Here is a 12,826-nt window from a genome sequence, read left to right as displayed (position 1 = left end):
TTCTAACCCTTGCCCATACGAGAGATGTAGTTGGCGCGTTTGGCATCATACCAAGTGCGCGAAAATTCTGCTGGTTCTTTCGCGGCGGTCCAACTGACCCGCTCAATATACCCTGCGTTTTGCCCCGCCTTGAGGTGAAATGCATCGGGTGTCCAGCTTGGCATCGCGTCAACCCCGACCCGATCCTCAACCGAGGCAATGACTAGGCCCAATTCATGCCGGTAAAAATGATAAAGCGAGTCAGATAAGTCTGAGACAGCAACATTCTCGCGCACCGCAGCGTCCAGCCAGATCTCTTCCAATGCGATCAGCACACCATCCAGCGACCGCAGGCGAATAATCCGGTGGCCCTGCGGATCACCACCCAAGCGCGCAAAGCCGGCAGGCTTGGTCAAGCGATCCACGGACACCACCTGCGCCGTCGGCAAACCGCCCCCTTTCAGCAGTTCCAGCCGAAAGAATGCATAGACAGAATCAACCGCTGGACGGTGCCGCACATAGTTGCCAGACCCCTGCACCCGGTCCAGCAAACCCTTGGCTTCTACATCTGCCAACGCCTTACGCAGCGTACCAACGGCCACTCCCAGATCATCCGCCATATCCCGCTCTGGCGGCAGTCGCGCGCCATCAGCCAGATGCCCGGCGGCAATCTCGCGGATCAACATTTCACTCAGCTGAATGAACTTCGGTAAGGCAGAGGTTTTTGCCACAGCGACCCCTCCCTGAGCCTGTGCGATAAATTGATACACTATTGTTGCACAGATACTTGCGTGCTAGGCAAGTGGAAAGACATGACTTCTGGGGAGGAGAATCAATGACCATCGTGCCTGTCACCAGCGCCGATCTTGATGCAGCAGAAGTTTCCTGGTTCTCAGCGCTTTGCTCGGATGATTATCAATTCCTCGGCGTGCCCGATGGCGATCTGCGGTCGTCGTGGGAACACTGCCGCGACATCGCTTTGACCGCAGAGAAGCAAGGCTTCCGCAACATCCTCGCGCCGTCTTCCTACCAGGTTGGCCAAGACACATTGTCTTTCGTCGCAGGCATGGCGCCGCTAACCGAAAAGATCAATTTCCTCGCCGCCATCCGCTGTGGCGAAGTGCAACCGATCATGCTTGCCCGCACCATCGCGACGCTCGATCACATGCTCAAAGGTCGGCTGACCCTGAACGTCATCAGCTCTGACTTCCCCGGTGAAGTCGCGGAAAGCGCTTTCCGCTATAAGCGATCCCACGAGGTCGTCGAAATCCTGCGCAAATGCTGGACGCAGGACGAAGTCAGCTACCACGGTGACATCTACCAAATCTCGAAACTGTCCACGGACCCAGCCCGCCCCTACCAAACAAACGGCGGCCCGCTGCTGTATTTCGGTGGCTACTCGCCCGCCGCATTGGAACTTTGCGGCGCGCAATGCGATGTCTACCTGATGTGGCCGGAACCGATGGAACAATTGGCACAGCGCATGAAAGACGTGAACGACCGCGCCGCAGCCCACAACCGCACACTCGACTATGGCCTGCGGGTGCACATGATCGTGCGCGATACCGAAGCAGAAGCCAAAGAATACGCCGATTACATCGCGTCCAAACTGGACGATGAATACGGCAAACTGATCCGCGACCGCGCCCATGACAGCATCTCATTGGGCGTCGCACACCAAGCCAAAGCGCGCGAACTGGCTGATAAATTCGGCTATGTCGAGCCCGGTCTTTGGACAGGCGTTGGCCGGGCGCGCTCTGGCTGCGGGGCTGCACTTGTGGGTTCAACCGACCAGATCATGTCCAAAATTGAAGCCTATCAAAAGATGGGCATCCGTGCTTTCATCTTCTCGGGGTATCCGCATATCGACGAGGCCGAACATTTCGGCAGCCGCGTGATGCCACACCTCAAAACCTGCTCATTGCCTCATGAATACGGGCGTGTGCCATCCGAAACTCCAGCGACCCCATTGGGCACAGGACCACGCCGTTGAACCGCATTGATATCTCAGCCGACCTTTCTTTCAGCCGCATCATCTATGGCATGTGGCGTCTGGGCGATGACAGCGACACATCTGTTGCACACGTCCAAGCCAAGATCGAAGCCTGTCTTGCGCAAGGCATCACGACCATGGATCAGGCCGACATCTACGGCGGCTATGAAGCAGAAGAAGTCCTCGGGAATACGCTCAAAGCCGCTCCCGCACTCAAAGACCAGATCGAGATCGTCACCAAATGCGATATCGTGGCCCCTGCCGGACGATACAGCGACGCGCGGGTCAAATACTACGACACCAGCCGTGCGCATATTCTCGCATCAGTCGACCATTCGCTGCGTTTGATGAACATCGACAAGATCGACACGCTGCTGATCCACCGCCCTGATCCGATGATGGACCACCATGAAACGGGTGCGGCACTCGACGAAGTCGTGGCCTCCGGCAAAGTCCGCACGGTTGGCGTGTCCAACTTCAAGCTGCACGACTGGACGCTTTTGCAATCGGCAATGAAGACGCCGCTGATCACCAATCAGATCGAAGTCTCGTTGGCTGCACACCAGGGGTTCACCAACGGTGACGTCGCCTATCTGCAAGAACGCAACATCCCCATCATGGCATGGTCACCCTTGGGCGGCGGCAGCCTTGTCAGTGGACAAGGCAACGCAGAACTGCGCACGGTGATGACCAATGTTGCACGCAAAAACGACGTTGATATCGGTGCTGTTGCCGTCGCATGGCTGCTTGCGCACCCTGCCAACATCATGCCAGTGATGGGCACCAATAATGTAAATCGTATCAAAGCGCTATCAGACGCTTTGAAAGTCAACATGAGCCGCGAAATGTGGTTCGAACTTTATACAGCCGCACGCGGCACGGAGGTCCCATAATGGACGCAGGCACTATCGCGACATTCGACCCAAGTACCGACAGCGACAGCTTTCGCGGCGCGCTTGGCACATTCGTAACAGGTGTCACAGTGGTCACAACAGACAGTCCCGAAGGACCGGTCGCCATCGTTGCCAATAGCTTTGCGAGCGTATCACTCGACCCGCCTTTGGTGCTGTGGTCACCTGCGAAGTCATCCAAACGGTTCGAGCATTTCGCGGGCTCGCGCCGTTTTGCTGTGCATGTTCTGGGTGCTGATCAACGTGATATCTGTGCCGCGATCATCAAGTCAAAAACCGCAATCAGCGACGTGCCAACGCATCTGTCACACTGCGGTATGCCCATTATCGAAGGCGCGCTCGCCACATTCGAATGCAACCTCGCGACCACCCATGACGCAGGCGACCACGTCATTGTCGTAGGTCTTGTGACCAAAGCACACCACCGTGGCGGCGACCCGCTTGTGTTTCACGCTGGCAAGTATGGACAGTTTCACGCGACTTAAACCTTATCATCTTGCCAGAAAAACTCTGGGAGAGCCGCAAAGCGGCGGGGGCAACGCCCCAAATAACGCGGGGAAAACCCGCAACATAAACAGGGGAGGAGCCGATGTCGGTCCTGTTTGGCCTTTTGTGGCCACTAGAACGGTTTAACACCGCTATCCTTGCCGTCGGCAGGGTCATCGCAGTGATTGCCCTTGCGATTATGGTCGCCCTGATCCTCGGGCAGGTCTTCTTCCGCTATGTGCTCAGCGATGCGCCCAACTGGACAGAAGAAGGCGCGCGCTTTGGTATGCTCTGGATGACCGGGCTTATGGCGCCGCTGGCCTACCGGATGGGTGGTTTCGTCTCCATCGACATGCTGGAACGGGCCCTGCCCCGGATTGTTTCTGCCGCACTGACGCTGCTCCTGCTTGCCATCATGCTTTGGGTCCTTGTCATTGCTTGGGAACGGGGCCTGAACAACCACGTCGATACGCTTTCCGGTCGCGGCTGCTCTTCCTCGCTGAAATGGCCCTTTGGGATCGAGATCGGCAAATGCGGTGACAAGTTCCAGAATAACTACCAATACGCCTCGCTCTGGGTGGGTGTGAACCTTCTGATCCTCGTGAATATCGAGTTGATGATCCGCCAAGTGATCAAGCTTCTGGGCCAAGGCGACCGGCTTAAGCCGCTCAGCGCCGATGACTTTGCGGGAGCTGACTGATGCTTTTGTGGTTCCTCCCTCTCTTCCTCATCCTGATTATGATCGGCCTGCCGGTGGTCTTTGCCCTGCTGGCATCCCCCTTCGCATTGATCATGCTCGAAGGCGACAATCGCAACGTCGTTGCTGGTCTTTATCGCAACCTTTACAACGGCATGGACAGCTTTCCGTTGATGGCGCTGCCCTTCTTTATGCTGGCGGGTGAGATTATGAACCGCGGCGGTATTACCCTGCGCCTTGTTGAATTCGCCCAAGCCTTCATGGGCCACCTGCGCGGTGGCCTTGCGCACGTGAACATTCTGTCATCCATGCTGTTTGCGGGTCTGTCCGGGTCTGCTGTCGCTGACACCTCTGCCATCGGATCCACCATGATCCCCGCGATGGAGAAAAACGGCTATACCCGCAAATTCGCCGCCGCGATTACCGCCGCCTCATCCGTCATTGGCCCAATCATTCCACCATCCGGCATCATGATCATCTACGCCTATGTCATGGGCGAAAGTGTGGCCTCGCTATTTCTTGCGGGCATCGTGCCAGGCATTATGGTTGGCGTGGGCCTGATGGTCATGGTCCGCCTGATGGCTGACCGCTACGACCTGCCCAAGGCCGAGCGGATCGTCACCAAAAATCAAGAGATCACGCCCGTCGAGTATTGGGTCAGCTTTGCACTGATCCGCATAAACTTCGCGGGCATCCTGATGGCGATCTACAGCGGCTTGTCGACCTTTGTGGGCCTCGCGTCCATCAATGAGGCTGGCGATAAGGTACATAACCTCAGCCTCTGGATTGTCTTCGCAGCCCTGCTCGCCGCATCACATTTCATGCTGATGAGCTACCGTGGCCGCGTCAGCAACGACTTCCGCATGGTCTGCAAAAAGGCGGTCGCGCCCCTGCAAACCCCGATCATCATCTTGGGCGGCATCCTCGTCGGTGTCTTCACTCCAACCGAAGCCTCTGCCGTCGCCGTCGCCTACGCCCTGATCGTCAGCTTCTTCGTGCTACGGTCGATGAAAATGAAAGACCTCGGCGAGGTGCTGACTCGCTCCGCCCTCGCAACATCGGCGGTCCTTTTCTTGGTTGGTGCCGCAGTGGCTTTCAAAACCGTCGTCAGCCTCAGCTACGCGCCACAGATCCTCAGCGACTACATCCTGTCGCTGTCCGAAAACCCGCTGATCCTGCTGTTCCTGATCAACTTGCTGCTTTTCATCGTCGGCATGTTCCTCGACGCAGGCCCAGCCATTATCATCCTCGGCCCGATCCTGGGGCCGATATTTGTGGACCTTGGGGTCCACCCCGTTCACTTCGCGATCATCATGTCCGTGAACCTGACCGTGGGGCTGGCAACGCCACCCATGGGGCTGGTGTTATTCGTGGCCAGTACGGTCTCGGGCGAAAAGGTGGAAACCATCGCCAAAGCCATCCTGCCATTCCTTGCGGTAGAAATTCTGGTGATCTTCCTGATCACCTATATCCCCGCCATTTCCATGACAGTGCCATACCTCGCCGGCTTCTTGGGCTGCGCCCCAGAGATCGGGTTTAGCGCTTGCATTAGCCCACCACCGGGCATCAACTAACGACCACTACTTAGGGAGAGACTAATGATTAAACACCTTACAAGAATAGCGGCAACCGCTGCATTGCTGGCGGCACCGCTGGCTGCTTGGGCTGACGGCCATACGGAGTTCACAATCCGCGCGACCGCCAACTCAAACGAGAATGACGAAGACTATGACGGTCTGGTTGTCTTTAAAAACTACGTCGAAGCCGCCTCTAACGGGCGCATCGCGGTCGAGCTTTTCATCGGCACACAGCTTTGCGCCACCGGTGCGGAATGCCTCGAAGGTGTGTCTGAAGGGTCAATTGACGTCTATATCTCCACCTCAGGTGGTGCTGCCGGGATCTTCCCATACGTGCAAGTCCTCGACCTGCCCTATCTGATGTCCAGCGACCGCGTCGCCGAGGCAGTACTCTCTGGTGATTTCGTCCGCACTCTGCGCGCCAAAGCGCTTGAAGACAGCGGCAACACTTTGCGCCTGATGACAGTAGGTAACACCGGCGGCTGGCGCAACTTTGCCAACACCGAACGCCGCGTGACGGGTCCTGATGATATGGCGGGCCTGAAGCTGCGGACTGTTGTGGCCGATCTGCCAGTGCAACTGGTCGAAGCAATGGGCGCATCCGCGACACCGATCCCGTGGCCAGAGCTGTTCACATCGCTGCAAACTGGCGTTGTAGAAGGCACGGCAAACGGCATCACCGACATCATGGGCATGAAATTCCCAGATGCGGGCCTGCAGTACCTCACGCTTGACGGGCATTCTTACATGGGTGCGCTGTGGTGGATGAGCAATGAAAACTTCATGGCGATGCCCGAAGACCTGCGCCGCGTTGTCGTGGACGGATTCTCGGCCCTGCAGCAAGCGACATTCGCATCACCAAAGCGCAAGTCGATCGAAGCCTATGAAGCCTTTGTTGAAGGTGGCGGCGACATCTACGTACCAACACCCGAAGAGAAAGCCGCATTCGCAGCAGCGGCTGAGCCAGTGAACGCATGGTTCCGCGAAAACGTGGACGGTGGCAGCGAAATGCTTGACGCATTGCTGGCCGCAACAGCCGAAGTCGAGGCCGAGTTGGAGAGCGCCTACGCCAGCGACCTGAACTAAGGTTTCCAAACCAATCTACGAAAGGGCCGTCCCAAGGGCGGCCCTTTTCTTTTTGACCTGTGCAATGCTGTGGTCTTCCATTGTCAACATAACCAGGTTTCAATGATCGCCAAATCAAGGAACCCCTACGCGCTATGACAATTGCAGATACAATCGACCTCGCCACCTACCCTATCAGTGACAGCGACTTTGCCGATCAATGCCAACGCACATTGAATGAAACAGGTGTTTTGGTATTGCCAGATTTCATTGGCGCGGCCGCATTGCAAGCAATGAAATACGAAGCGACCGCAGGCCTGTCGCAAGCGTATTTCTGTGCGCAAAATCACTCCGTCTACCTAACACCACACGATTCCAATTTCCCCGATGATCACCCGCAAAACCGACAGGTCGTCTCATCCAAAGGATGCATCTGTGACGATGTGATTGACGCCCAATCCCCACTCCGCACGCTCTATGACAGTCGCGACTTCCGCGCATTTGTCGCCCATGTGACAGGGCAACCCGAATTGCACCCCTACGCCGACCCGCTGTCATCCATCAACATCCACTACGCCGGTCGCGGGCAGGAATTGGGCTGGCATTTCGACAATTCCACATTCGCGATCACATTACTGATCGAGAAGCCGGATGCAGGTGGTCGCTTTGAGTATGTCAAGGATCTGCGCGACGCAGATGCGGGCGAGATGAACTATGAAGGCGTCGGGGCGCTGTTGCAGGGCGATGTGGCACCGCAGGTTTTGACAATGGAACCGGGAACGCTGGTGCTTTTCCGTGGCCGCAATTCAATCCACCGTGTGTCCCCAAATGAAAGCGACAAGACCCGCATGTTGGCCGTTTTGGCCTACAATGCAGAGCCCGGTGTCGCCCTGTCCGAGAACGCGCGAATGACGTTTTATGGGCGGCTTGGCTAGGCCACGCATCGCCCGATACAACCCACCCAATTTGCAAATCTCGCTTGGATGACTTAAGTACGTATTACAAAAGCAAAAAATACGCATTGAGTGGTTTCAAAAATGTACGCCCAATTCAGATCGGTCTGGAACTCTGTTCTCAGTCCAATGTTAAAACGTCCCAAAGGGTTGCAAATGGCGGCCCTGTGTCATCGTGGCGAAGGGGAAAACAAGGAATACCTGCTGGTCACCAGCCGCGACACAGGCCGTTGGGTCATTCCAAAAGGCTGGCCTATCCGTGGGTTGAATTCCAATGAAACGGCGTTGCAAGAAGCGTGGGAAGAAGCTGGGGTCAAAGGCCGCACAACTGCAAAAGATCCTGTGGGCCGCTACACTTACCTCAAAAGGCAGGACAACGGGGTCGAAATTCCTGTGGAAACGCTGGTGTATTCGGTGGCGGTCAACGACCTGTCCGAAGACTTCCCCGAAGCCAAGGAACGCGAACGGCGTTGGGTCGATGCCGACGCAGCAGCCGAGATGGTGAATGAGGCCGAGTTGAAGTCGCTGTTCCGCAGCCAGTAAATCTTGGTAGATCGTTAACTGCGTTGTTGCTTTCGCGCCTGTCTCGGCGTTAGGTCTGTCCCGAATTCAGGGAACGACCAACAATGACTGACCAACAGGGCGATGCACGCCATCTCGAAACGCTCGACCGCGATCTGGCGCGCTTTTCAAACCTCGAAAATGCCACGAATTATGCCTCACGTCCTATGGTTGGAATAGGCATTTCGTTTCTGTTTGTGGTTTTGGCAGGCCTTGCTGCAATGTTGTTTTTTGGACATGAAAACAACACGATCATCGTCGTTATCGCGGCCAGCCTTGGGGCCTATATGGCGCTGAACATCGGCGCCAATGACGTGGCCAACAACATGGGGCCCGCTGTGGGCGCAAATGCGCTGTCGATGGGGGCTGCCATTGCGATTGCGGTGGTCTTCGAAAGTGCTGGCGCATTGATTGCTGGCGGTGACGTCGTGTCAACAATCGCCAAGGGGATTATCGCGCCTGAAAGCATGGGCACCGCATCCGTCTTTATCTGGGCGATGATGGCGGCACTTCTTTCGGCGGCGCTCTGGGTGAACCTCGCCACCTGGGTTGGTGCGCCGGTCTCAACCACCCATTCAGTCGTGGGTGGTGTGATGGGTGCCGGCATCGCCGCTGCTGGCTTTGCCGCAGTCAATTGGCCCACGATGAGCGCGATTGCCGCCAGTTGGGTGATCTCACCCGTGTTGGGCGGTGCCATCGCCGCGTTTTTCCTGTGGGTCATCAAATCGCGGATCATCTACCGCGAGGATAAGATCGCAGCGGCCCGCACATGGGTCCCGATCCTTGTGGGTATCATGGCGGGGGCATTTGCATCCTATCTGGCGCTGAAGGGTCTGAAAAAGATCATCAAGATCGACATGCCCACGGCGCTGCTCATTGGGGCTGCGATTGGTGCAATCGTCTGGCTGGTGATGATACCAACCATCCGCAAACAATCGCAGGGGCTGGAAAACCGCAACAAATCGCTCAAGATCCTTTTCGGCATTCCACTGGTGGTTTCTGCAGCCCTCCTCAGCTTTGCGCATGGTGCCAATGACGTTGCCAATGCGGTGGGCCCGCTCGCCGCCATTGTGCAAGCCTCACAATCGGGTGATTTCACACAAGCCGTCTCCATCCCGTTTTGGGTGATGGTGATCGGAGCTTTTGGTATTTCATTCGGGTTGTTCCTTTTCGGACCCAAACTCATCCGCATGGTCGGCGGTCAGATCACGAAACTGAACCCCATGCGCGCCTATTGCGTGGCATTATCTGCGGCCTTCACCGTGATCGTGGCCAGTTGGCTTGGCCTGCCCGTCAGCTCAACCCACATCGCGGTCGGTGGTGTCTTTGGCGTCGGTTTCTTCCGCGAATGGGACGCAGAGCGGCGCATCCGCAAGGCACGCCTTGAGATGCCCAACCGCGCGACCTACGCACCCGAGGAACGGCGGCGACGCAAACTGGTCCGCAGGTCCCATTTCCTGACAATCATCGCAGCATGGGTGATCACCGTGCCAGCGGCGGCGACCCTCTCGGCAGTCATTTTCTACGTGATTAACGCGGCAATGGGGTGATGGGCAAAGGCGAGTATGCGGACATATCGCCATTTCGCGGCGGGTGCGCAAATGGCGGCTTTGCTTTGGTCACTGAAAATCCGCCTGTTCTTGTTCAGACATCGTCAGGGAGCATTGGCAGGTCTGTAGAACCCGGATCAATACCCGCACTCGTGAGCATGGCATGGACCTGCCCGCGATGGTGTGTGGCATGATTGAACATATGGACGAGATTGAAACCGAAATTCGTCTGTACAGACGTGTCGCCCTTCATCCATTGAACCTCTCGTGATACGTCCGCATCAGTCAGGCTGTCGCCCCATAACCTGATTTCTTCGTCTAACGCTTCTCGCTGGCGCTTGTAGTCAGACCAGTCCTGCGGGGCGTCTGTATAAGGATGGCGTGCGCCAATCTCACGAGCGGTAACACTGTCGCCCCGCTGACGGGCAAGCCAGACTCGATGATCCCAAAGGACATGGTTAAGCGTTTCAGCAATTGAACCAAAGAATGTGCCCCTATTCTTCCACCGATCTTCATCCGTCATCTTATCTGCCGCCACGATGAGCGACTTGTTCTGCCACCTATCATACCGCGCCATTGTCCGCGCATACTTAGTATCAATCATCGTAATTTGCTCCTTGGCGCACATTGTAAGGGTGTCGAGGTACAGCTACCGCATTGCAGCCATCGGAAGGATCAAACCCCATTTGGTTTCTTGGGTCGGCCCTAACGGTTTGAAACCCACCTTCCCGTAAACGGCAATCGCTCTCTTGTTGTCCGGGTGTGGATCGGTTGCAATGACTGGTGCACCACCATCGAAGATATCATCCATTCGCTGTTTGATGAACACCGATCCATGCCCGCAGCCGACCATATCTGGTTCTCCGATGAATTGATCAATACCGCGCGATCCTTCGGGCAGATAAGCGAAATGGTGGTCGCCCCATCCGTGCACTGCGTAGTCTTGCATGAACGCAAAAGGTTGGTTCGCGAAAGAGACTATCCAACGCGCCACCTTAGGGTCGGTCAAGTCACTTGAGTCATAAGGCTCATCTGAATCCCACCATTCGCGCACATGTGAGGCCGACTGCCATGTTGCTAGCAGAGCAAGATCATCCGAAGTCGCTCGCTGAAAGTTGTAGGTGGATTCTCTAGTCATGCGATAAGCCTAGCAACTTTAGCGGCATAACGTCATCGCAAAAGCTGACCTTGGTGCTTAGCGCAGCATCGGTCAAAATGGGCTCAACCCGGACCTTCGCACAATTCATCCCAGACACACCCTCTCACCGAAACGGATACATCCACTCCTTGTAATCATCCACCAGCACCTCCGCCCGCGCCCGCTCATCCGACGTCAACCGTGGCGTGATCAACTCCAGTGAATCCAGCGCGTCCGGGTCCCCGCCTATTGCCGACAAAGCATACCAAAGATAGGCTCGCACCATATCAGGCGCGGGGATGCCCCGGCCAACTTCATAGTACCACCCTAGCCCCGATTGCGCCCCCGGATGCCCTTTCAAAGACGCCCGCAGATACCAGTCAAAGGCCCGCTCGTCGTCGCGGTCGACGCCAAGGCCAAGGGCGTACATCACCCCGATCAATTCCTCGGCTTCGGCATTGCCGGAGCGCGCGTAAACCTCAAAAAGCGCGCGGGCCTCGGCGTATTCGCCCGCCTCCATCAGATCGCGCGCGACCTCCATATCGGCGCGCGCAGGGGCCGCCAAAAACAGTATGGCCGCACAGATGTATGTGCAGGTTCTGTACGCTTTATGTACAGGTTGCATACAGGCCTCCTTGGGCTCGTGCTCGGCGCCAATCTGGCGACGGCGCAGGGAATTTCAGCAGATGATTACATCCCCACAGACCCGGATCAAGCCCGCATCGGGCAGCTGCTGTTTTACGATAAGATACTGTCAGGTAACAAAAATATCTCTTGCGGCACCTGCCACCACCATGATCATGCGGGCGGTGACGGTCTGTCACTTGGCATCGGCGAAGGCGGCGTTGGCGTAGGTCCAGAACGCACCGCTGGCACAGGGGCCGACGCGATCCGCAAACGCATCCCCCGCAATGCGCCAAGCCTTTGGAATCTTGGGCATAATGACATTGAGGTGCTGTTTCATGACGGGCGACTGACGCGCTCTGACATTTACGGCAACGGCTTCGACTCACCGGCAGAAGAATGGCTTCCCGAGGGCCTCGACAACCTTGTCGCGGCCCAAGCCCTGTTTCCCTTGGTTGCGCAATTCGAAATGGCTGGAAACCCACGCGAAAACGAAATCGCAGGGGCCACCCACGACCGTATTGACGTAGCCTGGCCGATCATCGCCAAGCGCGTGCGCACGATCCCCGCCTATGGCGCGATGTTCGTACAAGCCTTTGATCATATTGAGGAACCCGCAGATGTGACGATCGTCGAAATCGGTAACGCGCTGGGGGCCTTTATTATCAGCGAATGGCAATCCTACGACAGCGCTTACGACAAATGGCTGACCGGCACGCCTTTGCCCGATGACGCCGAGCGGGGCCGCCAACTTTTCTTTAACAACAGATGTGCATCCTGCCACGCAGGCGATCTGTTCACTGATCAAGATTTTCACGCGCTTGGCCTGCCTGCCTTCGGCCCCGGGCGCACGCGACGATGGGATCAGATCTCGCGCGATGTGGGGCGTATGGCGGAAACCAACCTGCTGGAGGATGCCTATAAATTCAGAACGCCCAGCCTGCGCAACGTGGCCCTCACCGCACCTTACGGGCACAACGGGGCCTATCCCACGCTTGCTGATGTGATCCGTCATCATGCCGACCCAACAGCAGCGCGCAATGCATGGACAACCGACAAAGCGAACTTGCCCAACGTGCCTTGGTTCGCAGCTGCTGACTTTGCAATCCGCCAAGACGCGCGCGAAATGGCCCGCCAGACGGCGGCCATCAACATGCGCCCTATTGCGTTGAACGACGCGGAAATCGCCGATCTTGTCGCGTTCCTGAACGCGCTGACAGGAGACACTGCGATGACCCGTCCATTGGGTCGCCCCGCAACAGTGCCAAGCGGGTTACCCGTCGACTGATCGC

14 protein-coding genes are annotated in these 12,826 nt (G+C 56.9%); 10 read left to right on the top strand and 4 right to left on the bottom strand.

Annotated features, from left to right (window positions below; genetic code table 11):
• Positions 1-2: 2 nt before the first annotated feature.
• Complete coding sequence (locus tag MWU60_RS00760) at positions 3-710, bottom strand: GntR family transcriptional regulator (RefSeq protein WP_247225134.1); 708 nt, start codon at positions 708-710, stop codon at positions 3-5.
• 104 nt (positions 711-814) lie between these two features.
• Here MWU60_RS00760 and MWU60_RS00755 point away from each other — a divergent pair, with 104 nt between their 5' ends.
• The 9 genes from MWU60_RS00755 to MWU60_RS00715 all read left to right on the top strand — a co-directional run bounded on the left by MWU60_RS00755 (position 815) and on the right by MWU60_RS00715 (position 9,772).
• The gene (locus MWU60_RS00755) at positions 815-1,972 is read left to right on the top strand and encodes an LLM class flavin-dependent oxidoreductase (protein ID WP_247225133.1); all 1,158 of its coding nucleotides are present in this window, start codon (positions 815-817) and stop codon (positions 1,970-1,972) included.
• Complete coding sequence (locus MWU60_RS00750) at positions 1,969-2,865, top strand: aldo/keto reductase (RefSeq protein ID WP_247225132.1); 897 nt, start codon at positions 1,969-1,971, stop codon at positions 2,863-2,865. The genes MWU60_RS00755 and MWU60_RS00750 overlap by 4 nt, the downstream gene beginning before the upstream one ends.
• Positions 2,865-3,368 carry a flavin reductase family protein gene (locus MWU60_RS00745; protein WP_247225131.1) on the top strand — a complete coding sequence of 168 codons (504 nt, stop codon included), beginning with the start codon at positions 2,865-2,867 and terminating at the stop codon, positions 3,366-3,368. Before MWU60_RS00750 ends, MWU60_RS00745 begins: the two co-directional genes overlap by 1 nt.
• Before the next feature lie 104 nt (positions 3,369-3,472).
• Positions 3,473-4,069, top strand: a complete 597-nt coding sequence (locus MWU60_RS00740) for a TRAP transporter small permease subunit (protein ID WP_247225130.1) — start codon at positions 3,473-3,475, stop codon at positions 4,067-4,069.
• On the top strand, positions 4,069-5,640 hold the full coding sequence (locus MWU60_RS00735; protein ID WP_247225129.1) for a TRAP transporter large permease: 1,572 nt from the start codon (positions 4,069-4,071) through the stop codon (positions 5,638-5,640). The genes MWU60_RS00740 and MWU60_RS00735 overlap by 1 nt, the downstream gene beginning before the upstream one ends.
• A 24-nt stretch (positions 5,641-5,664) precedes the next feature.
• Positions 5,665-6,729, top strand: coding sequence for a TRAP transporter substrate-binding protein DctP (gene dctP, locus MWU60_RS00730; protein WP_247225128.1), 1,065 nt, complete (start codon positions 5,665-5,667; stop codon positions 6,727-6,729).
• A gap of 134 nt (positions 6,730-6,863) precedes the next feature.
• Positions 6,864-7,643 carry a 2OG-Fe(II) oxygenase gene (locus MWU60_RS00725; protein ID WP_247225127.1) on the top strand — a complete coding sequence of 260 codons (780 nt, stop codon included), beginning with the start codon at positions 6,864-6,866 and terminating at the stop codon, positions 7,641-7,643.
• Between the two features lie 147 nt (positions 7,644-7,790).
• Positions 7,791-8,204 carry an NUDIX hydrolase gene (locus MWU60_RS00720; protein ID WP_247225126.1) on the top strand — a complete coding sequence of 138 codons (414 nt, stop codon included), beginning with the start codon at positions 7,791-7,793 and terminating at the stop codon, positions 8,202-8,204.
• Positions 8,205-8,287: 83 nt separating this feature from the next.
• Entirely contained in the window at positions 8,288-9,772 is a 1,485-nt protein-coding gene (locus MWU60_RS00715) for an inorganic phosphate transporter (RefSeq protein ID WP_247225125.1), read from the top strand.
• Positions 9,773-9,866: 94 nt separating this feature from the next.
• Here the strand turns inward: MWU60_RS00715 and MWU60_RS00710 are convergent, their stop codons facing one another.
• The 3 genes from MWU60_RS00710 to MWU60_RS00700 all read right to left on the bottom strand — a co-directional run bounded on the left by MWU60_RS00710 (position 9,867) and on the right by MWU60_RS00700 (position 11,535).
• Positions 9,867-10,376 carry a DinB family protein gene (locus MWU60_RS00710; protein ID WP_247225124.1) on the bottom strand — a complete coding sequence of 170 codons (510 nt, stop codon included), beginning with the start codon at positions 10,374-10,376 and terminating at the stop codon, positions 9,867-9,869.
• Between the two features lie 45 nt (positions 10,377-10,421).
• Positions 10,422-10,910: a GNAT family N-acetyltransferase gene (locus tag MWU60_RS00705; RefSeq protein ID WP_247225123.1), complete on the bottom strand. Its 489-nt coding sequence runs from the start codon at positions 10,908-10,910 to the stop codon at positions 10,422-10,424.
• 124 nt (positions 10,911-11,034) lie between these two features.
• Complete coding sequence (locus MWU60_RS00700) at positions 11,035-11,535, bottom strand: tetratricopeptide repeat protein (RefSeq protein ID WP_247225122.1); 501 nt, start codon at positions 11,533-11,535, stop codon at positions 11,035-11,037.
• On the opposite strand from MWU60_RS00700, the gene MWU60_RS00695 reads away from it, so the two are divergent.
• On the top strand, positions 11,521-12,822 hold the full coding sequence (locus MWU60_RS00695) for a cytochrome c peroxidase (RefSeq protein WP_247225121.1): 1,302 nt from the start codon (positions 11,521-11,523) through the stop codon (positions 12,820-12,822). The two genes, MWU60_RS00700 and MWU60_RS00695, sit on opposite strands and share 15 nt — an antisense overlap.
• Positions 12,823-12,826 lie beyond the last annotated feature (4 nt).

Origin of the sequence: Yoonia sp. F2084L, from assembly GCF_023015625.1 — a bacterium.
GTDB lineage: Bacteria > Pseudomonadota > Alphaproteobacteria > Rhodobacterales > Rhodobacteraceae > Yoonia.
This window is presented reverse-complemented; position numbering and strand designations above follow the sequence as displayed.